We start from the raw sequence: 20,279 nt of genomic DNA on the forward strand, positions 1-20,279 counted from the left end.
CGCGCCGACGCCGCCGAACAGGCCGACACCCTCATCGGCGAGGCCCGCGCCGAAGCCGAGCGCATCACCGAAGAGGTCGCCCAGCTCCTCACCGAAGCCGAACAGGTCAAGGCCGACGGCGAAGCCGAGGCCGAAGCCCTGCGCGCCGCCGCACGGGCCGACGGCGACCAGCTCCTCGACGAGGCACGCCAGGCCGCCGACAAGCGCCGCGCCGACGCCGCCGAACAGGCCGACACCCTCATCGGCGAGGCGACGGCGGAGGCCGAGCGGCTCACCACCGAGGCCGCCGAACTCCTCGACGCGACCGAGCAGGAGGCGGCGCGGCTGCGGGCCGAGGCCGAGCAGGTCAAGATCGACGGCGAGGCGCACGCACAGGCGCTGCGCAGCGCCGCGCTCGCGGACGCCGACCGGATCCTGGACGAGGCCCGCAAGGCCGCCGACAAGCGGCGCGCGGACGCGGCCGAGCAGGCGGACTCCCTCATCGGCGAGGCCCGTACGGAGGCCGAGCGGATCGGCGTCGAGGCCGAGCAGGTCCTCGACGAGGCCCGGCAGACCGCCGAGACGGTCGTCGCGGAGGCGACGGCGGAGGCCGAGCGGATCGGCGTGGAGGCGGCCCGGGTCATGTCGGACGCCGAGGCGGCGGCCGAGGAGATGCGTTCCGAGGCGCGCGCCGAGGCCGACCGCACGCTCGACGAGGCCCGCGAGGCCGGGGCGAAGAAGCGCGCGGACGCGGCCGAGCAGGCCGACCAGCTGATGACCAAGGCCCAGGAGGAGGCGCTGCGCGCCACCACCGAGGCCGAGGAGCAGGCGGACACGATGGTCGGCGCGGCCCGCAAGGAGGCCGAGCGGATCGTCGCCGAGGCCACCATCGAGGGCAACACGCTGGTGGAGAAGGCCCGTACGGACGCCGACGAGCTGCTCGTCGGGGCACGCAGCGACGCCACCGCCATAAGGGAGCGGGCGGAGGAGCTGCGCGGCCGCATCGAGACCGAGATCGAGGAACTGCACGAGCGGGCGCGGCGCGAGACGGCCGAGCAGATGAAGTCGGCGGGCGAGCGCGTCGACAAGCTGGTCAAGGCCGCCGAGGAGCAGAAGGCCGAGGCCGAGGAGAAGGCCAGGGAGATGCTCTCGGAGGCGAGTTCGGAGGCCAGCAAGGTCCGGATCGCCGCTGTGAAGAAGGCCGAGGGGCTCCTGAAGGAGGCCGAGCAGAAGAAGGCCCGGCTCGTCGCGGAGGCCGAGAAGATCAAGGCGGACGCGGAGCGCGAGGCCGAGAAGACGGTCACCGAGGGCAAGCGCGAGCTGGACGTCCTGACCCGCCGGCGCCAGGACATCAATGCCGAGATCTCCCGTGTCCAGGACGTCCTGGAGGCGTTGGAGTCTTTCGAGGCGCCGGGTGGTGGCGGTAAGGACGGACTCAAGACGGGCGCGTCGGCGGGGGCCACTCGTTCGAGTGGCAAGTCCTCCGAGAGCTAGCCACTCAAAAGGCTGGACATTCTCCAGATCAAACGGGCATACGCTCGATGACACGCCGCTTCGACCCCTAGGATTCCCTCTAACACCTCAGCCGGTCTCATTCGACAGGAACCTCATGAGCGACACTTCCTCCCCCTTCGGCTTCGAGCTCGTGCGGCGTGGTTACGACCGCGGTCAGGTGGACGACCGCATTACCAAGCTCGTCGCCGACCGTGACAGCGCCTTGTCGCGCATCACCTCGCTGGAAAAGCGCATCGAGGAACTCCACCTCGAGACGCAGAACGCCCAGGCCCAGGTGTCCGACGCGGAGCCGTCGTACGCCGGTCTCGGCGCCCGCGTCGAGAAGATCCTGCGGCTCGCCGAGGAGGAGGCGAAGGACCTGCGCGAGGAGGCCCGTCGCGCCGCCGAACAGCACCGTGAGCTGGCCGAGTCGGCCGCCCAGCAGGTCCGCAACGACGCGGAGGCGTTCGCGGCCGAGCGCAAGTCGAAGGCCGAGGACGAGGGCGTCCGGATCGTCGAGAAGGCGCAGGGCGAGGCCAACTCGCTGCGCGCCGAGGCGCAGAAGGACGCGCAGTCGAAGCGCGAGGAGGCCGACGCCCTCTTCGAGGAGACCCGCGCCAAGGCCGCCCAGGCCGCCGCGGACTTCGAGACCAACCTGGCCAAGCGCCGCGAGCAGTCGGAGCGCGACCTGGCCTCGCGTCAGGCGAAGGCGGAGAAGCGCCTGGCGGAGATCGAGCACCGGGCGGAGCAGCTGCGCCTGGAGGCCGAGAAGCTGCGTACGGACGCGGAGCGCCGGGCCCGTCAGACGGTGGAGACCGCGCAGCGCCAGGCCGAGGACATCGTGGCCGACGCGAACGCCAAGGCGGACCGGATCCGCTCGGAATCGGAGCGCGAGCTCGCGGCGCTGACGAACCGCCGCGACTCCATCAACGCGCAGCTGACCAACGTCCGCGAGATGCTGGCCACGCTGACCGGTGCCGCGGTGGCCGCGGCCGGCTCCCCGCTGGACGAGGAGCGCACGGCGGGCGTCCCGGCGCAGCAGACCCGCTGACACGCTGACACGCTGAGGACCGTATGCGCTCCGGTCACCCCGCCGTCGTGCTGAACCCCTGACGACGCGACGGCACGCACCGGCTCGTACCCCGTGCGAGAGCGTTGCGAGAGCCCTGCGGGAGGCGCGCGGGAACCGTGCGCGGACCGTGCGAAAACCCCCTGTCACTCCGGTGGCGGGGGGTTTCGCATGCCTCTAGGTTGGTACGCATGATCGAGCTGGAGGGCCTCACCAAGCGCTACGGATCGAAGACGGCGGTCGACCACCTCACGTGCACGGTGCGACCGGGAGTGGTGACCGGCTTCCTGGGGCCCAACGGGGCGGGCAAGTCGACGACGATGCGGATGATGCTCGATCTGGACAACCCGACGAGCGGCACGGTCCGGATCGACGGGAAGCACTACCGCGAGCTCAAGGAGCCGCTGAAGTACATCGGGGCTCTGCTCGACGCGAAGGCGATGCACGGCGGCCGCTCCGCCTACAACAACCTGCTGTGCCTGGCCCAGTCGAACCGGATCCCGGAGCGGCGGGTCTCCGAGGTGCTCGATCTGGTCGGTCTGACGGCGGTCGCGCGGAAGAAGTCGAAGGGCTTCTCGATGGGCATGGGGCAGCGGCTCGGAATCGCGTCGGCGCTGCTCGGCGACCCGGAGATCCTGATGTTCGACGAACCCGTCAATGGTCTGGACCCGGAGGGAATTCACTGGATCCGCAATCTGATGAAGGCGCTCGCCGCGGAAGGCCGGACGATCTTCGTTTCCAGCCATCTGATGAGTGAAATGGCGTTGACGGCCGATCATCTGATCGTCATCGGGCAGGGAAAACTGCTGGCAGACACGTCGATGGCGGATTTCATCCAGCAGAATTCGCGCAGTTACGTGCGACTGCGCTCGCCGCAGATGGAACGGCTGCGGGACGTGCTGCACGCGAACGGCTTCATCGCCGTCGAGACGGCCGGCGGGATCCTGGAGGTCGACGGGACGACGACGGAGCGGCTGGGCGAGCTGGCCGCGGCGCACCAGATCGTGCTGCACGAGCTGAGCGCCCAACGGGCCTCGCTCGAAGAGGCGTTCATGCAGATGACGGCGGCGGCGGTGGAGTACCACGCGCACGGCACGGATGTGCACGACGGCGGCCCCGTGGACGGGTCGCGCTGGGGCGAGAGCTTCGAGGGAGCACGGTAGATGGCAGCGGCAACGGCGGTCCTCCGGTCGGAGTGGACCAAGATCCGGTCGGTCTCGTCGACGGTGTGGACGCTCGCCAGCGCCCTGTTCGTCACGGTGGCGATGGGCGCGGCGCTGTGCGCGCTGACGAACGCCACCTACGACGACATGCGGGAGGTCGAGAAGGCCACCTTCGACCCGACCCTGGTCAGCTTCTACGGGATGATCCTGGGGCAGCTGGCGATGGTGGTCTTCGGCGTCCTGGTGGTGGGGACCGAGTACTCCTCCGGCATGATCCGCACCTCGCTGGCCGCCGTGCCGCAGCGGGCGACCTTCCTCTTCTCGAAGATCGCGGTGGCCGGCGCGCTCGCGCTCCTGGTGGGGCTCGCGACGAGCTTCCTCGCCTTCTTCCTGGGGCAGTCGCTGCTCGGCGTGCACCGGGCCTCCATCGGGGACGACAACGTGCTCCGGGCGGTGTTCGGCGGCGGGCTCTACATGGGCCTGATCGCGGTCTTCTCCATGGGCGTGGCGGCGATGCTGCGTTCCTCGATGCTCTCGCTCGGCATCCTGGTGCCGTTCTTCTTCCTGATCTCCCAGATCCTGTCGGCCGTGCCGAAGGCCAAGGAGGTGGCCCGCTACTTCCCAGACCAGGCCGGTTCGAAGATCATGCGGGTCGTCCCCGACGCCATGAACTCGGAGAAGGCGCCGTACGGCCCGTGGGGCGGGCTCGGGATCATGCTGATCTGGGTGGTGGCGGCGCTGCTCGGCGGCTACCTGGTGCTGAAGAAGCGCGACGCGTAGCCCCGGCCCCGCTCCCGCCCTCGGCCCCGCCCCGCCCCGCCGCTCCCCTCCCGTACGCGCCCCCACGCGAGGACCACGGCCGCGGACCCTGACGCGACCCTGAGCTTTCCCCGACCTTTCCCTGATCGTCCGCTGATCACGGTCCGTACTTCGCCGGAACCGTCAACGGCTGGATAAGCTCCTAGCTCATACGGGGGGCTCCGGCCACCGGCCAACACGCCCCGACGACGACCTGACCTGTCGATGGGGCTGCAGAATGATCGAGGCAGTCGGCCTGACGAAGCGCTACGGCGCCAAGACGGCCGTGTACAACCTTTCCTTCCAGGTGAGGCCCGGCCATGTCACCGGCTTCCTGGGGCCCAACGGCTCCGGCAAGTCGACCACGATGCGAATGATCCTCGGCCTCGACCGGCCGACGTCCGGGCACGTGACGATCGGCGGGCACCCGTTCCGGCAGCTGCCGAACGCGCCCCGGCAGGTCGGCGCGCTGCTCGACGCCAAGGCCGTGCACGGCGGCCGCAGCGCCCGCAACCACCTGCTCTCGCTCGCCCAGCTGGCCGGCATCCCGGCACAGCGGGTGGACGAGGTGCTCGGCGTGGTGGGCCTGCAGGACGTGGCCAAGCGGCGCTCCAACGGCTTCTCGCTCGGCATGGGCCAGCGGCTCGGGATCGCCGCGGCGCTGCTCGGCGACCCGCAGGTGCTGCTCTTCGACGAGCCGGTCAACGGGCTCGACCCGGAGGGCATCCTCTGGGTGCGCAACCTGATGAAGAAGCTGGCCTCCGAGGGCCGCACGGTCTTCGTCTCCAGCCACCTGATGAGCGAGATGGCGCTCACGGCCGACCACCTGATCGTGATCGGCCGCGGTCAGCTGCTCGCCGACATGAGCGTGACGGACTTCATCGCGGCGAACTCCTCGGACTTCGCCCGGGTGCGCACCCCGCACACCGAGCCGCACCAGCGGGAGAAGCTGACGACCGTGCTCACCGAGGCCGGCGGCCAGGTGATGCCGGAGCCGGACGGCGCACTGCGGGTGACCGGCCTCGCGCTGCCGCGGATCAGCGACCTGGCGCACGGCGCGGACGTGCGGCTGTGGGAGCTGTCGCCGCACCGGGCGTCCCTGGAGGAGGCGTACATGCGGATGACGCAGGCCGCCGTGGACTACCGCTCCACCGACGACCGGCTCGCCCACCTCCAGCCGCCGCTGCAGCCGCACCAGCTGCCGCAGCCGCAGCAGCCGGGGTACGAGGTGCCGGAGGTGCCGCAGCAGGGCTGGTACGCCCCGCCGCCGCCCGGACAGAACCCGTACGCCACCCCGCAGCAGCCCCCGGCCCAGGCCCCGCAGGCCCCGGCCCGGCAGAACCCCGAGGACGCCCGATGACCGCGCCCACCCCGCCGCAGACGCCCGTCCCGTACGTGTACGTCTCGCCCATCCCGGTCCGCAGGGCGCACCTCGGTGACGCGCTCGCCTCCGAGTGGACCAAGATCCGCTCGGTGCGCTCGACGATCTGGACGCTCGGGGTCATGGCGCTGCTGATGCTGGGCATCGGGCTCGGCGTGGGCGCGGTCGTCTCCACCGCGGAGCCGACGCCGGAGACGGGCTCGTCCGCGCTCGTCATGGGCTTCTTCGGCCTGCTGCCGGCCTCGATCTGCGTGATGACCCTCGGGGTGCTCACGATCAGCTCGGAGTTCGGCACGGGCATGATCCGCACGACGCTGACCGCCTGCCCCAGCCGGGCCCGGGTGCTCACGGCGAAGGCGATCGTCTTCTTCCTGATGGTGTTCTCGATCGTCACGCTGCTCGCCGCGCTGGTCGGCGCGGCGCAGGTCGGCATGGTCGGCACCGGCTTCCAGGAGCCGACGGCCGGCGAGTGGCTGCGGTCGACGGTCGGCGTGGGCCTGTTCATGGCGCTGCTCGGGCTGCTCGCGATGGGGATCGGCGCGATCATGCGGCACTCGGCGGGCGCGATCACGGTGATGATCGGCGTGCTGCTGCTGCCGCTGGTGGCGGCGCTGTTCATGTTCTCCGAGGCGATGCGCCCGGTGCAGGAGGCGCTGATGACGTACGCGATCCCGGCGCAGATGATCGCGCTCTACAACGAGACCGGGTCGTTCCGCGGCCAGGGCCCGTCGGGCTGGGAGCCCGTGCTGATCATGGCCGGGCTCGCGGCGGCCGTCCTCGGCACGGCGTACGCGCTGCTGAACAGCCGGGACGTCTGACCGGCCCGGAGGAGCTCCCGCCTCAGTAGCGAGGCGCGTTACGGGACCGCTGCACCCGCGAGGTGCGGCGGTCCTTCGCGTTCCAGCACGCCTTGTGCCAGTGGCGGCGGTCGTCGACGCCGCCGTACTCCGGCCAGGCCACCACGTGCGGGGCGCCGGGCGGGATCTCCTGGTCGCAGCCGGGGCAGCGGTAGCGCTTGCCGGGCGAGCTGGCGCCGGCGACATGGCGCACGCACCACTCCTCGCCCTGCCACGTCTCGGTGTTCTGCACACCGCCGTACCGGTCACCCTCGTCCTGCCGTGCCGGCTTCGCGGCTCCGCGGGATCGGTTGTGGCGCGGGGACACTTCGACACCTCACTGGGGACGGGAACACGGACGGTTCCGTCCAGCGTACGGGGCGCGACGGGGTGACTCCGAACCCGTCCGTGACGGATCAGCGGAAAATCGCAAGAACTTCATGAACGGCCGTTGCCTATGGCACGTGTCAGGCGTTGATGCCAGTACGGGGAGTTCACCGGGGGACCCCCGAGACGGATGTCCGAGAGGGACGTCCGAGGGGAGACGCGCCGGCCGCGAGGAGGCAGAAGCGTGATGCGCGTGGGTACGTTCGTCCTGGCCGCCCAGTTCCCGGGCCAGGGTCAGCAGGAGGCACTGCACCGGGCGGTGCGGACGGCCGAGGTCGCAGAGGAGGCGGGGCTCGACTCCGTCTGGCTGGCCGAGCACCACTTCGTGCCGTACGGGGTGTGCCCGTCGGCCGTCACCCTGGCCGCGCTGCTGCTCGGCCGGACCCGCCGGATCCGGGTCGGCACGGCCGTCAGCGTGCTGCCGAGCGCGCACCCGGTGGCGCTCGGCGAGTCGGCGGCGCTGCTGCACCTGACCTCGGGCGGCCGCTTCACCCTCGGGGTGGGCCGGGGCGGCCCCTGGGTCGACCTGGAGGTGTTCGGCGGGGGCCTCGCGGCGTACGAGCGGGGCTTCCCGGAATCGCTGGACCTGCTGCTCCGCTGGCTGACCGAGCAGCGGGTCGGCGCCGGCAGCGGGGCCGGGGGCGCGCGCGGAGGCGGCGAGGGGGAACGATTCGCTTTCCGCGAGGTGGCGGTCGTCCCGGCGCCCGGCGAGCTGATCGGCGGGCCGGACTCCCCCGAGGTGCTCGTCGCCTGCACCTCGCCCAAGAGCGTGCGGCTGGCCGCCGGGCGCGGGCTGCCGATGCTGCTCGGCATGCACTGCGGCGACGAGGACAAGGCCGAGATGGTGGCCTGCTGGGAGCGGTGCGCCCGGGAGGCCGGGCGGGACCCGGACGAGATCGCGCGGATCGGCGCCGGCCATGTGTCGGCCGGCGTGGTCCAGCTCGCGGACCGCGTCCCGGAGGCGACGGAGGCCCTGGTCAAGGCGATGCCGGGGTGGCTGAGGCAGGGGCTCGACGCCCATGTGACGGTGGACGGCCGGCAGCGCGTGATGCGCGACCCCGTCGCGTACACGGAGCTGCTGTGCGGGCTGCACCCCGTCGGCACGCCGAGGCTCGCGGCCGACCGGCTCGCGGCGACCGCGGAGCGCACGGGCATCACCCGCTTCGCGCTGCTCGCCGAGGGCTCCGGCGACCTCGCGGCGACCGAGGAGAACGTCCGGCGCCTGGGCGCCGAGGTGCTCCCGCTGCTCGTGTGACGTCTCGCGTGACATGGGGCTGATGAGATTTGGCCGTAAAGGGACCGTGCCGGGCAGGGACTCTGTCGTGCGGAACTCTGTCAGGCAGGGGTTCTGTCGTGCAGGGACTTGTGCGCTGTGCAGGGACCGTGCCGCCGCTCCGGCATCAGTCGTGCTCTCCCGCGAGGCGGGGCGGCGGCACCGGACCTGTCAGTCAGCGGTGCTGTCAGCAGTCGCGCAGTTCCGGCGACTGGTTGAGGAGCTGCCCCCGTACGGAGGTGAAGCGGGCGAGCCGCTCGTCCACCGCGGGGTCCAGGGGGAAGACCGCCACCCGGTGGCAGTTCTGGAAGGCGAGTCGCACCCCGAAATGCCGCTGCAGCGCACCACGGATGGCATCGCTCGCCAGAGCGCGCAGCAGCTGACCACGTGCCTGCTCATTCGGCGGCGGCGTCTGGTTGTCGGCGAACTCTCCGCCGTCGACCTTCAGCTGTGCCACCAGAGAACTGATCATCTCCCATGCGTAGGGCAGGGAGGTCCGGACGCAGTCGACGAAGTCGGCTTCGTCGACCTCGCCTCGCTCGGCCTGTGCCAAGAGGGCCGGTGAGACGTCGAGCGACATGGGTTCTCCTCTCGCGACCCCGTCGGGCGGGGTCTTGCGGGCAGGGACAGGGGCCGGCGACGCGCACGCAGCGTGCCCGGGCGACGACCTCCTGTCCTCCACGGTAAGCGCCGGTCCCGGCCCGCACCAGGAGAATGGGCATACAACCGGCCGATAAGTGACGGGTGTTGGGCGCATCCACGGCGTGCGCCGGGCGGGCGGCGCCGCGCCCCGGCCGGACGTCCGGCGCCCGAATCGCGCCGGACGCCGTCCGTCTTGTAGCGTTGCGGACCATGCGTCTCGTCATTGCCCGTTGCTCCGTGGACTACGCCGGCCGGCTCACCGCCCACCTGCCCTCCGCCCCCCGTCTGATCCTGGTGAAGGCCGACGGCAGCGTCTCGATCCACGCGGACGACCGCGCGTACAAACCGCTGAACTGGATGTCCCCGCCGTGCACCCTGAAGGAGGGTGCCGACGGCGAGGCGGGCATCTGGACCGTGATCAACAAAGCGGGCGAGAAACTGATCATCACGATGGAGGAGATCCTCCACGACTCCTCGCACGAGCTGGGCGTCGACCCGGGCCTCATCAAGGACGGCGTCGAGGCGCACCTCCAGGAGCTGCTCGCGGACCGCATCGAGACGCTGGGCGAGGGCTGGACGCTGGTCCGCCGCGAGTACCCGACGGCGATCGGCCCGGTCGACATCCTGTGCCGGGACTCCGACGGGGCGACGGTCGCGGTGGAGATCAAGCGGCGCGGCGAGATCGACGGCGTCGAGCAGCTGACCCGCTACCTGGAGCTGCTCAACCGCGACCCGCACCTGGCGCCGGTGAAGGGCATCTTCGCGGCGCAGGAGATCAAGCCGCAGGCGCGCGTGCTCGCGAACGACCGCGGGATCGACTGCGTGGTGCTGGACTACGACGCGCTGCGCGGGATCGAGGACGACAAGCTGCGGCTGTTCTGACGGCAGTACGACGAAGGCCCGGGTGCGGTGGACCGCACCCGGGCCTTTCGCGTGCGCCGGTCAGGTGGCCGGGGAGCCGCTGGTGGTGGCGGGGCCGGTGCCGGTGCCCGTGCTGCTCGTGTCGGTGGGCGTCGGGGTCGTCGGCTCCGTCGTCGGCGGGGTGGTGGGCGGCGTCGTCGGCGGGGTCGTCGGCGGCCTGGTCGGCGGGGTCGTCCGCGTGGGGCTCTCGGTCGGCTTCGGCGGCTTCGTCGTCGCCGGGTCCGTCGGCCGCGTGCCGTCCGTCGCCGTCGGCGTGGCCGACGGGCTCGTCGGGGTGCCGGAGGGGCCGGTGGCGGTCGGGTCCGCCGTGCCGGTCGGGTTCGGGGCCGCCGGGTCGCTCGGGCCGTCGGTGGCGCCGTCGCCGGGCCCGGTCTCGCCGCCGGTGCCGTCCTGGGTGGTGTCCTGGGTCGCGGTGCTGTCGGAGGTGACCCTGTCCCCGGTGCCGGTGTCGTCGCCGTTGCCGGAGGTGGCGCCGAGGGTCACCACGGTGCCGAGCACGGCGACGAGCAGGGCGCCCGCGCCGACGGCGGCCAGGTTGCGCCGGGTACCGCTGAGGATGCCGGCCTTCAGGCCGGCGCCGCGCCGGGCCGGTCCGGAGACCGGGGCCGGGACGGGCGGGCCGACGACGACCGTCGGAGCCTCCTTGTCGAAGGAGGCGAAGGCGTCGAGGGACGCCTTGGAGGCCACCGGCGGCATGGGCTTCGCCGGGGTCGGCGGCGCGAGGTCGGGGAAGGCGGACTTGGCCGGGAGGGCCGCGGCCACCGGGACGGTGGCGGCGGTCGGCGGGCCGGCCGCCGGGATGCCCCGGGGCGGCGAGGCGGGGCCGTCGCGGCGCGGCAGGCCGGAGGCGAGCGGGTCGGGCGCGGCGGGCTTGTCGGGCTGCGCCGAGGGCGCGGAGCCGAAGGCGGACGCGGCGGGCTTGAGGGGCTGGGTCGAGGGCGCGGAGCCGAAGGCGGACGCGGCGGGCTTGGCGGGCTGGGTCGAGGGCGCGGAGCCGAAGGCGGACGCGGCGGGCGTCGCCGCGGGCGCGGAGCCGGAGGCCGGACCGGCCTTCGGCGCGGAGCCGAACGCGGACCCGGCGCCGAACGCGGACCCGAGCGCCGGCGTGGGCGCCGTGCCCGGCTCCGGCGGCGTGAGCTCCAGCGGCGCGGGGTCGCCCGTCAGGTCGGCGACGAGCGCGAGGGTGCGGCGGCCCGCGACCGTGCCGCGCTTGTCGGCGAGGGCGCCGCGCATGCCGATGGACGCCTCGAGTTCGGCGCGGGCCCGCTGGAGGCTGCCGCGGCAGAGCGCGAGGACGCCCAACTCGTGGTGGAAGTACGCCTCTTCGGCGACCTCTCCGGCGAGCCGGGCGGCCTCCTGGCCGCCGCGCAGGGCCCGCTCCCAGGCGCCCCAGTGCAGTCCGGCGGCGAAGGCGGGCGCGGCGGCGCGGGCGAGCTGGACGGCGGCGGCGGGGTGGCCGTCGGCGCTGCCGGGGACGAGCACGGTGAGCGCGGCGAGCAGCGAGTCGGCCTCGGCGGTGGCGCGCTCGGGGGTGACGGAGGGGTGGCCGGCCCACCAGGCGTAGTGCTGGGCGGCGGTGTGGGCGCGGGCGGCGGTGTCGGGCTCGTACTCCTCGGCGAGGAGCTGGGTGAGCACGCCGGCGGCGAGCCGGTAGCGGGCGCCGACCGGGGAGAGCAGGCCGCAGGCCATGAGTTCGCCGACCGCGGCGTCGGCGTGGGTGTCGCCGACGAGGGCGGGCAGGTGGGCCTGGTGCGGGACCTCGCCGGCGAGGGCGACGGCGAAGCGCAGGGTGTCCTGGGCGGCGCGGCTGAGCCGGGAGGCGAGCAGGGTGGCGGGAGCGGCGCCCTCGGCGAGGGTGGGCAGTGCCATGTCGCGCAGCTCGACGTCCGGGTCGTCGGCGGACGGGGTGGGCGCGGGCAGCCCGGACGGGCCGAACGCCTCCTCCAGGGCGCCGAAGGCGTCGAACTCGGCGGGGCCGACGCGCAGCCGGTCGCGCTGCCGCAGCAGGGCGCCGGCCTGGACGAAGCGCAGCGGCAGGCCCTCGGACTCGAACCAGAGGTCGCCGGCCCAGTTGGCCTCGTCCTCGCCGAGGGCGCGGCCGGTGGCGGCCGCGAGGAGTTCGACGGCGGCGGCGCGGGAGAGCCCGTCCAGCGCGATTTCCTCCAGGCCGGCCTCGGGCGAGGCGGCCGGGGTGGCGGGGGTGACGGCGAACAGGAAGGCGCAGTCGGGGGTGGCGTCGAGGAGCTGGTCGAGGGCGGCGCCGCCGAACTCGAGGTCGTCGACGACGACGATGGCGCCGACGGAGCGGACCTCCAGGAGGAGTTCCTCGCGGTCGGGCCGGAAGCCGGGGGCGTACTGGACGGCCTGGAAGAGCTCGTAGAGCAGCTCGGTGGGGGTGCGGTGGTGGCCGGAGAGCCGGACGACGCCGTCGGGCGCGATGTCGGCGCAGTCGGCGGCGACGGCGTCGAGGAGGGCGGTGCGGCCGGATCCCGCGGGTCCGCAGAGCCGGGCGGAGCGGCCGCGGCTGAGGTGCTGGACGAGCTGTTCGCGCTGTTCCTGGCGTTCGAGCAGCGGGAGGGCGGGGGCCGCGGGGCCCGGCGGTACGGGCGGGGCGGCGGCGCGGGCGGCCTCGGCGCGCTCCTTGGCGGTGCGGCGTCTGGGGGCCGGGGGCAGGTCGGCGGGCGGGCAGACCTCGACCTCGCTGCCGTCGAGGGGGTTGACGGTGAGCAGCAGCCCGCCGGAGACGAGGCGCGCGGTGCGTACCCGGGTGGGGGTGCCGGCCGTGGGCGCGGGGGCGACGGGGCCGGGGCGCGCGTCCTCGCCCTCGGTGTCGTGACCGTAGTCCTCCGGTCCCCGGTTGATCGGGTCCATGGTCCAAGCTCCCAAGCGGCGGGCGATGTGCAGGCGAGCCGACCCTAGACGGTTGTCCGAGCTGCGGGAACAGGTGGGGTGGTGTGGAGACCAAGACGTCACGGTCTTGTGAGGATTGAGTGTGACGCCTGGTTCTCACAGGTGCTTCACAGGCGCGTGTCGCGGCCGTGACCAGCGGGGTGTCCGCGGGGGCGCCCGGCAGGGGTGCCCGGCGGGGTGACGCTGCCCGTGGGGAGCGGTCAGACCCGGGGCAGCGACTCGGCGGCGAGGCCGCCCTCGATGGCGAGGATGCGGTGCAGCCGGGTGGCGACGAGGAGGCGCTGCATCTGGGGCGGCACTCCGCGCAGCACTAGGCGGCGGCCGCAGCGGCCGGCCCGGCGGTGGACGCCCATGATGACGCCGAGTCCGGTGGCGTCCCAGGAGTCGAGGCCGGTCAGGTCGAGCACGAGGTCGCCGACTCCGTCGTCGACCGCCGAGTGCAGCACCGTTCGGGCGTCCGCCGCACTTCGGACGTCAAGGCGGCCCCCGACGACCAGTTCGGCGTGGTCGCCCCTGATGTGCATATGCGCTCCCCGAGAGTGCTCCGTCGTGGTGCCGGTCGTGTGCCCGTCTTCGCAACGCTTGACTTCCGCATCGGCAGAAGCGTTGCGCCTTGTAAGCGAACTGATATCGAAATTCACCCCTGGGGGCGATGGTGCCGGGGCGATCGGACCCCTGTGCGGAATCGGTTCACCGCCCCGGCCTACGCGCCGACGCGGTGTCAGTACGTGTAGAAGCCCTGCCCGCTCTTGCGGCCGATGTCACCCGCGTCCACCATCCGGCGCATCAGCTCCGGCGGCGCGAACTTCTCGTCCTGGGACTCCGTGTAGATGTTGCCGGCCGCGTTGACCAGGATGTCCACGCCGGTGAGGTCGGCGGTGGCGAGCGGGCCCATCGCGTGCCCGAAGCCGAGCTTGCAGGCGATGTCGATGTCCTCGGCGGTGGCCACGCCCGACTCGTAGAGCTTGGCGGCCTCGACGACGAGCGCCGAGATCAGACGGGTGGTGACGAAGCCGGCCACGTCGCGGTTGACGACGATGCAGGTCTTGCCGACGGACTCGGCGAACTCCCGCGCGGTGGCGAGGGCTTCGTCGCTGGTCTTGTGGCCGCGGACGAGCTCGACGAGCTGCATCATCGGGACCGGCGAGAAGAAGTGGACGCCGACGACGGACTCGGGGCGCCCGGTCACCGCCGCGATCTTGGTGATCGGGATGGCGGAGGTGTTGGAGGCGAGGACCGCGCCGTCCTTGGCGATCTTGTCGAGGGAGCGGAAGATCTCGTGCTTGACCTCCAGCTTCTCGAAGACGGCCTCGACGACGATGTCGGCGTCGGCGACCGCGTCGAGGTCGGTGGTGGCCGTGATGCGACCGAGAGCGGCCTCGGCGTCCGCGGCCTCCATCTTCCCCTTGGCGACGAACTTCTCGTACGAGGTACGGATGGCGTCGGTGCCCCGGGTCAGCGCGGCGTCGGTGACGTCGCGCAGGACGACGTCCCAGCCGGCCTGGGCCGAGACCTGCGCGATGCCGGACCCCATGAGTCCGGCCCCGATGACGGCGAGCTTCCCTGCCACGTCTTCCACCCCATATCGCCCATGTCGCGCACGCAGCGCGTAACGACGGTTCACATTCTGCTTCTTCGGCGGAGATTAGCGGCCCGGAAGCGCCATGTGACCGCTTAGTAAGGCACGTCACGCCCGCTTTGACGGACGTCACACTCGCGACACCCCCGACGCGGCCGGATCCCCGTCACACATACCCCCCGGGGCATGGAGTCGAGGGAACCCGGACGACGCGGTGCGCGCGGCGCACGCGCCGGCGGCCGGCGTGCGGGGGGGGCTCAGCCGGCGCGCACCGCGTAGTCGAGCACGGTCTCGCTGAGCAGGTCCTCGATCTCGTCGAGGAGGCCGAGGGCCTCGCGGGACACCTCGCCCGGGTCGCGGCCGGCGGTCATCTCGGCGGTGATGAACTCGACGACGGCGCCCTGGATCCAGGCGATCTGGCCGCCGACGAGCAGCGGCATCGGGTCCTCGGGCCCGGTGCCGACCTCCTCGCGCAGGGCCTCGACGGTGGTGCGGCGGACCTCCTGCTGGAGGGCCATGAGCCGGGCCTGGAGGGTGGGGGCGTCGTCGATGACCCGCATGAAGTCGGCGAAGCCGGTCATCAGTCCGTAGGCGGGCGAGACGGCGGTGACATGGCCGCGGATCTCGCGGAGCACGGCGCGGGCGGCGGACTCGCCGCGGTCGCGGCCGCGGATCATCCGGGCGAGGCGCTGGGTGACGCCCTCCATCCGGTCGAGGAAGAGGTCCTCCTTGGCCGGGAAGTAGTTGTAGACGGTGTTGACGGAGACGTCGGCGGCTTCCGCGATCTCCGCCACCGTGACGGCCGCGAAGCCGCGCTGCAGGAAGAGCCCGGTCGCGATGTCCGAGATCCGCTGTTTCGTCTGGCGCTTCTTGCGCTCCCTGAGCCCTTCAGCCATGCCGCCATCCTAGGCGGATCCCGAAGGATCATGGATGTCCTGAAATTTTGGAGGCGTTGCAAAATTTCAGTGACTCTGTTTTCGTAGTCGCCATGCCCATCATCAGCACGTCCGGGCTCTCCCGGACCTTCCGCACGAAGCGGGGCGAGGTGACCGCCGTCCGCGGCATCGACCTCACCGTCCGCCGCGGCGAGATCCTCGGCTTCCTCGGCCCCAACGGCGCCGGCAAGTCCACCACCCTGCGCATGCTCAGCACCCTGCTCCCGCCCACCGGCGGCACCGCCACCGTCGCCGGCCACGACCTGCTGCGCGACCCGGTCGCCGTGCGCCGCGAGATCGGCTACGTCGCCCAGTCCGGCGGCACCGACCCGCAGGAGACCGTGCGCTCCGAACTCGTCCTGCAGGGCCGGCTCTACGGACTCACCCGCGCCGAGGCCGCCGGGCGCGCCGCCGAACTCGCCCGCGACCTCGGCCTCACCGAGCTGCTCGACCGCTCCACCACCGCGCTCTCCGGCGGCCAGCGGCGCCGCCTCGACCTCGCGCTCGGCCTCACCCACCGCCCCGCGCTGCTCTTCCTCGACGAGCCGACCACCGGCCTCGACCCGGGCAGCCGCGCCGCCCTGTGGGACCTGGTGCGGCGCCTGCGCGACGAGCACGGCACCACGGTCGTGCTCACCACCCACTACCTCGACGAGGCCGACGCCCTCGCCGAACGCCTGGTGATCATCGACCGGGGCGTCGTCGCGGCCGAGGGCAGCCCGGCCGCGCTCAAGGCCGCGCACGGCACGGACACCCTCCAGGACGCCTTCCTCGCCGTCACCGGACGCACCCCCGCGCCCGCCGACAACACGCCCGTCGCCGTCTAGGAGCCGACCCGATGCTTCTCCACGACACCGCGGTCCTCTACGGCCGCTACGCCCGGCAGACCCTGCGCTCGCCGTTCCAGATCTTCTTCGGCGCGCTGATGCCGCTGCTCTACCTGTTCTTCTTCGGCCCGCTGCTGACCGGGCTGCCCCTCGGCCGCGCCGGCGACTCCTGGCAGGTCCTCGTGCCGGGCCTGCTGCTCCAGCTCGGCCTCTTCGGGGCCTCGTTCGCCGGCTTCGCCGTCATCATGGAACAGAACTGGGGCGTCCTCGAACGCCTGCGGGTCACCCCGGTCAGCCGCCTCGCGCTGCTCCTCGGCCGGACCCTGCGGGACGCCACGCTGTTCCTCTTCCAGGCCGTCCTGCTGGTGCTCGCCGCCCTGCTCATGGGCCTGCGCGCGCCCCTCGCCGGCATCCTCATCGGCTTCGGCTTCGTCGCCCTGCTCACCTTCTCGCTCGCCTCGCTGTCGTACGTGCTCGCGCTCCGGCTGCCCAGCCCGCAGGCCTTCGGGCCCGCGATCAACACGCTGGCGATGCCGTCGATGCTGCTGTCCGGCCTGATGCTCCCGATGGCCCTCGCCCCGGGCTGGCTCGACGTCCTGTCGCACTTCATGCCGTTCCGCTACCTGGTGGACGCGGTACGGGACGCGTACCTCGGGCACTACGCGACCACCACGATGCTGTACGGCGTCCTCGCCGCGGCCGGACTCGCGGCGCTCGCCGTGACGGTGGGCACACGCACGTTCCGGAAGGCGAGCGCGTAACTAGGCTGGACGCATGGTCAATCTGACGCGCATCTACACCCGCACCGGCGACAAGGGCACCACCGCCCTCGGCGACATGAGCCGGACCGCCAAGACCGATCTGCGGATCTCGGCCTACGCCGACGCCAACGAGGCCAACGCCGTCATCGGCACGGCCGTCGCGCTCGGCCGGCTCGACGAGGAGGTCGTCAAGGTCCTCGTCCGCGTCCAGAACGACCTGTTCGACGTGGGCGCGGACCTGTCGACCCCCGTGGTCGACAACCCCGCGTACCCGCCGCTGCGGGTCGAGCAGAGCTACGTCGACAAGCTGGAGGCGGACTGCGACCACTTCCTGGAGCGGCTCGACAAGCTGCGCTCCTTCATCCTGCCCGGCGGCACGCCCGGCGCGGCGCTGCTGCACCAGGCGTGCACGGTGGTCCGGCGGGCGGAGCGCTCCACCTGGGCCGCGATGGAGGTGCACGGCGAGACGATGAACCCGCTGACCGCCACGTACCTCAACCGGCTGTCAGACCTGCTGTTCATCCTTGCCAGGACCGCGAACAAGGAGGTCGGGGACGTGCTCTGGGTCCCCGGCGGCGACCGCTGAGTCCCGGCGCCCGCCCTTCGGGGCCTTCTTCGGCCAGATCGCGTACGACAGCGCGATCAGGCCGTGGATGCCCGCCGCCCGCCAGGCCACGAGGATCCAGCTCCTGAGCGACCCGGTGCTGCCGCCGTCGCCGACGTACCGGATGGCGACGAGCAGCAGCACCGTCGCCACCACCGCGCCGGCCAGGGAGCCCAGCCACACCTTGCCCTCGTGGCGGGCGCGGGCCGTCCCGTGGCGCGGCGGCTTCACCGGCGGCGGGCCGCCGCCCAGGCGGTGCGCCGCGTGGCCGTCGAGCCACCGCACGGTGCGGTGGCCGTGGCCGACGGTGTAGCCGATGTAGACGGCGGCGAGCCCGTGCGTCCAGCTCGGCTCGGCGCCGTTCCTCAGGTCGATCGCGGTGACGGCCAGCAGCACGACCTCCAGGAGCGGCTCGCACAGCAGCAGCGCGAGACCGGTGCGCGGCATCCTCAGCAGATAGCGGGCGCCGAGGCCGGCCGCGAGCAGCACCCAGAAGCCGACCTCGCAGATCACGATGAGCGTGACGATCACGGCTCTCCCCTTCCGTACCCTTCCAGGCTCCCGTCCGTCCCGGGCGGTTTCCTCGTCGGCGGTGAGGAACCGCGCCTACATCCTTCGGCGGAGGCGCGGACACCGAAGGCTCGGCCCCGGCGAGGACGTCCGGGGCGGCGGCAGCGTGTTGGATGAGGGGGTGCGCCTGCCCCGACCCCTCCCCCGCCCCCATCGCGACGACCTGCTGATCGCCTTCATCGGCCTGGCCGGCGGGCTGGTCCTGTGGGCCTTCGGTCTGTCCGTGACCGGGCAGACCGTCTTCACCGCGCGGTGGGCCCCGCTGATCCCGCTGACGGTGATGGCGGCCATGGAGGCGCTGCGCCGGACGCTGCCGCGCATCGCGCTCATCGTCGGCACCCTGGCCATCGCCGCGGACCAGCTGACCCACGGCAACCTCGCCACCGTCCTGATGTTCACGGACGTGGTCTACGCGTCGGTGGTGTACGGCCCGCCGGCCTCGGCCCGGCGCATCCCGTACACCACGGGCCTGGTCACCGTCGCCATCACCGTCGTCCTGCTGATCTGGTGGCAGAACGCGGTCGCCCTGCTCATCGGCGTCCTCTCGGGCATGGTCAGCTTCCTGCCCGCGCTCACCGGCGCCATCGTGCGCAACCACCGGCAGGCCGCGGACGCCGCCCGGCTGCGGGCCGAACAGACCGCGCTGCTCGCCGAGATGGACCGGGCCCAGGCGGTCACCGCCGAGCGCACCCGGATGGCCCGCGAGCTGCACGACATGGTGGCCAACCACCTCTCGGCGATCGCGATCCACTCCACGGCCGCGCTGTCGATCGACGAGCCGGCCACCACGCAGCAGGCGCTGACCGTGATCCGGGAGAACAGCGTCGCCGGCCTCGCCGAGATGCGCCGGCTCATCGGGCTCCTGCGGGACAGCGACACGGACACCGAGCCGGCCGCCGCGCCCCGGCTCTCGGGCCTGGCCGCGCTGGTCGCGCAGGCCCGGACGAACGGGGAGTCGAGCGGCCTGGACTTCACGCTCGACGACGCGCACGCGGAGCACGCGGAGCCGCTGCCGGCGCCGGTGGAGCTGGCCGCGTACCGGATCGTGCAGGAGTCGCTGACCAACGCCCTCAAGCACGCCGGGCCCGGCCCCGTCGGCATCTTCCTGTCCCGTGACGACAAGGCCCTCACGGTGCGGGTGACCAGCCCGTACGGACAGGGGGGCGGGGAGCGGCCGGGGCCGCGCGCGCCGGGCTCCGGGGCCGGTCTGGTCGGCATGCGGGAGCGGGTGGCGCTGCTCGGCGGGGAGTTCGCGGCGGGGGCCGTCCCGGACGGGGACGGCGGCAGGATCTGGCAGGTGCGGGCCGTGCTGCCCGCCGAGGAGAGGACACCGGACGCATGACGACCGGACGCATGACGACCGGAGGCAGGACGACGGACGGCCGTACGGCCGGAGGCCGGGCGAGCGACGGCGTGGCGAGCGACGGCGGGACGATCCGCGTCGTGGTCGCCGAGGACCAGAGCGCGGTACGGGCGGGGCTCGTGCTGATCCTGGGCAGCGCGCCCGGCATCGAGGTCGTCGGCGAGGCGGCGGACGGCGAGCGGGCGGTGGAGCTGGCGCGCGAACTGCGCCCGGACCTGGTCCTGATGGACGTGCAGATGCCGAAGCTGGACGGGGTGTCGGCGACCCGGCAGATCGTCGCCGAGCGCCTCACCGACGTCCTGGTACTCACCACCTTCGATCTGGACGAGTACGTGTTCGGGGCGCTGCGGGCGGGCGCGGCGGGCTTCCTGCTGAAGAACACGGACGCGAAGGACCTGGTGGAGGCGGTGCGCACGGTGGCGCGCGGCGAGGGGCTGATCGCCCCGGCGGTGACCCGGCGGCTGATCGCCGAGTTCGCGGCCCCGAGCCCGCCGGCCGTACCGGACGCGTCGGTGCTCGACGTGCTGACGCCCCGGGAGCGCGAGGTGCTGGCGGCGCTCGGCTCGGGGCTGTCGAACGCGGAGATCGCGGTGCGCCTGGAGATGGCGGAGGCGACCGTGAAGACACATGTGTCGAAGGTGCTGGGCAAGCTGGAACTGCGGTCACGGGTCCAGGCGGCGGTACTGGCACGGGAGTTGGGAATCTGAGAGATCCGATTCCGACGTTGGTCTGGACCTCTTGACGGTTGGTACAGACCTTTCTACGCTCACGGGGCGCGCGCAACTCA

Annotated in this window: 19 protein-coding genes and 1 pseudogene; 13 read left to right on the forward strand and 7 right to left on the reverse strand. The window is 72.8% G+C overall.

Going from position 1 to position 20,279, the window contains the following annotated elements; all coding sequences use genetic code 11:
* From ACFYU9_RS28255 to ACFYU9_RS28280, 6 genes and pseudogenes are all read left to right on the forward strand, one after another.
* Positions 1–1,473: pseudogene (locus ACFYU9_RS28255) on the forward strand (hypothetical protein); the annotation flags it as partial.
* Positions 1,474–1,588: 115 nt separating this feature from the next.
* A complete protein-coding gene (locus ACFYU9_RS28260; protein WP_389208632.1) occupies positions 1,589–2,524 on the forward strand; it encodes a cellulose-binding protein in 936 nt (311 codons plus the stop codon).
* Positions 2,525–2,733: 209 nt separating this feature from the next.
* Positions 2,734–3,705: an ATP-binding cassette domain-containing protein gene (locus ACFYU9_RS28265; RefSeq protein WP_389208630.1), complete on the forward strand. Its 972-nt coding sequence runs from the start codon at positions 2,734–2,736 to the stop codon at positions 3,703–3,705.
* Positions 3,706–4,485 (forward strand): ABC transporter permease, encoded by a 780-nt coding sequence (locus tag ACFYU9_RS28270; protein ID WP_389208628.1) that lies wholly within the window; start codon positions 3,706–3,708, stop codon positions 4,483–4,485.
* 256 nt (positions 4,486–4,741) lie between these two features.
* Positions 4,742–5,863: an ABC transporter ATP-binding protein gene (locus tag ACFYU9_RS28275; RefSeq protein WP_389208626.1), complete on the forward strand. Its 1,122-nt coding sequence runs from the start codon at positions 4,742–4,744 to the stop codon at positions 5,861–5,863.
* Positions 5,860–6,702, forward strand: coding sequence for an ABC transporter permease (locus ACFYU9_RS28280; protein WP_389208624.1), 843 nt, complete (start codon positions 5,860–5,862; stop codon positions 6,700–6,702). Before ACFYU9_RS28275 ends, ACFYU9_RS28280 begins: the two co-directional genes overlap by 4 nt.
* Positions 6,703–6,724: 22 nt before the next feature.
* Here the strand turns inward: ACFYU9_RS28280 and ACFYU9_RS28285 are convergent, their stop codons facing one another.
* Positions 6,725–7,048, reverse strand: a complete 324-nt coding sequence (locus tag ACFYU9_RS28285) for an ATP/GTP-binding protein (RefSeq protein ID WP_389208622.1) — start codon at positions 7,046–7,048, stop codon at positions 6,725–6,727.
* A gap of 246 nt (positions 7,049–7,294) precedes the next feature.
* Here ACFYU9_RS28285 and ACFYU9_RS28290 point away from each other — a divergent pair, with 246 nt between their 5' ends.
* A complete protein-coding gene (locus ACFYU9_RS28290; protein ID WP_389208620.1) occupies positions 7,295–8,362 on the forward strand; it encodes an LLM class flavin-dependent oxidoreductase in 1,068 nt (355 codons plus the stop codon).
* A 205-nt stretch (positions 8,363–8,567) separates the two neighbouring features.
* Here the strand turns inward: ACFYU9_RS28290 and ACFYU9_RS28295 are convergent, their stop codons facing one another.
* Positions 8,568–8,960, reverse strand: a complete 393-nt coding sequence (locus ACFYU9_RS28295) for an SCO5389 family protein (RefSeq protein WP_389208618.1) — start codon at positions 8,958–8,960, stop codon at positions 8,568–8,570.
* A gap of 272 nt (positions 8,961–9,232) precedes the next feature.
* Here ACFYU9_RS28295 and nucS point away from each other — a divergent pair, with 272 nt between their 5' ends.
* Complete coding sequence (gene nucS, locus ACFYU9_RS28300) at positions 9,233–9,904, forward strand: endonuclease NucS (RefSeq protein ID WP_329424257.1); 672 nt, start codon at positions 9,233–9,235, stop codon at positions 9,902–9,904.
* A 60-nt stretch (positions 9,905–9,964) separates the two neighbouring features.
* Here the strand turns inward: nucS and ACFYU9_RS28305 are convergent, their stop codons facing one another.
* The 4 genes from ACFYU9_RS28305 to ACFYU9_RS28320 form a co-directional block, all read right to left on the reverse strand.
* The gene (locus tag ACFYU9_RS28305; RefSeq protein WP_389208616.1) at positions 9,965–12,814 is read right to left on the reverse strand and encodes an ATP-binding protein; all 2,850 of its coding nucleotides are present in this window, start codon (positions 12,812–12,814) and stop codon (positions 9,965–9,967) included.
* A 239-nt stretch (positions 12,815–13,053) separates the two neighbouring features.
* Positions 13,054–13,377, reverse strand: a complete 324-nt coding sequence (locus ACFYU9_RS28310) for an STAS domain-containing protein (RefSeq protein ID WP_389208614.1) — start codon at positions 13,375–13,377, stop codon at positions 13,054–13,056.
* A gap of 197 nt (positions 13,378–13,574) precedes the next feature.
* Positions 13,575–14,423 carry a 3-hydroxyacyl-CoA dehydrogenase family protein gene (locus tag ACFYU9_RS28315; protein ID WP_389208612.1) on the reverse strand — a complete coding sequence of 283 codons (849 nt, stop codon included), beginning with the start codon at positions 14,421–14,423 and terminating at the stop codon, positions 13,575–13,577.
* Between the two features lie 266 nt (positions 14,424–14,689).
* Positions 14,690–15,328 carry a TetR/AcrR family transcriptional regulator gene (locus ACFYU9_RS28320; protein WP_389208610.1) on the reverse strand — a complete coding sequence of 213 codons (639 nt, stop codon included), beginning with the start codon at positions 15,326–15,328 and terminating at the stop codon, positions 14,690–14,692.
* A 92-nt stretch (positions 15,329–15,420) separates the two neighbouring features.
* On the opposite strand from ACFYU9_RS28320, the gene ACFYU9_RS28325 reads away from it, so the two are divergent.
* Genes ACFYU9_RS28325 through ACFYU9_RS28335 form a run of 3 tightly spaced genes read left to right on the forward strand, consistent with a single transcriptional unit; the run spans position 15,421 to position 17,541 of the window.
* Positions 15,421–16,194: an ABC transporter ATP-binding protein gene (locus ACFYU9_RS28325; protein ID WP_389208608.1), complete on the forward strand. Its 774-nt coding sequence runs from the start codon at positions 15,421–15,423 to the stop codon at positions 16,192–16,194.
* Between the two features lie 11 nt (positions 16,195–16,205).
* Positions 16,206–16,955 (forward strand): ABC transporter permease, encoded by a 750-nt coding sequence (locus ACFYU9_RS28330; protein ID WP_389208606.1) that lies wholly within the window; start codon positions 16,206–16,208, stop codon positions 16,953–16,955.
* 13 nt (positions 16,956–16,968) lie between these two features.
* Positions 16,969–17,541, forward strand: coding sequence for a cob(I)yrinic acid a,c-diamide adenosyltransferase (locus ACFYU9_RS28335; protein WP_389208604.1), 573 nt, complete (start codon positions 16,969–16,971; stop codon positions 17,539–17,541).
* On the opposite strand, the gene ACFYU9_RS28340 is transcribed toward ACFYU9_RS28335, so the two are convergent.
* Positions 17,461–18,090, reverse strand: coding sequence for a hypothetical protein (locus ACFYU9_RS28340; RefSeq protein ID WP_389208602.1), 630 nt, complete (start codon positions 18,088–18,090; stop codon positions 17,461–17,463). The two genes, ACFYU9_RS28335 and ACFYU9_RS28340, sit on opposite strands and share 81 nt — an antisense overlap.
* A gap of 160 nt (positions 18,091–18,250) precedes the next feature.
* Here ACFYU9_RS28340 and ACFYU9_RS28345 point away from each other — a divergent pair, with 160 nt between their 5' ends.
* Positions 18,251–19,471: a sensor histidine kinase gene (locus tag ACFYU9_RS28345; RefSeq protein WP_389208600.1), complete on the forward strand. Its 1,221-nt coding sequence runs from the start codon at positions 18,251–18,253 to the stop codon at positions 19,469–19,471.
* Positions 19,468–20,199, forward strand: coding sequence for a response regulator (locus ACFYU9_RS28350; RefSeq protein WP_389208599.1), 732 nt, complete (start codon positions 19,468–19,470; stop codon positions 20,197–20,199). The genes ACFYU9_RS28345 and ACFYU9_RS28350 overlap by 4 nt, the downstream gene beginning before the upstream one ends.
* The last annotated feature ends 80 nt before the right edge of the window (positions 20,200–20,279 follow it).

The sequence above is a fragment of the Streptomyces sp. NPDC004327 genome, from assembly GCF_042873935.1.
In the GTDB taxonomy this organism is placed as follows: Bacteria; Actinomycetota; Actinomycetes; order Streptomycetales; family Streptomycetaceae; genus Streptomyces.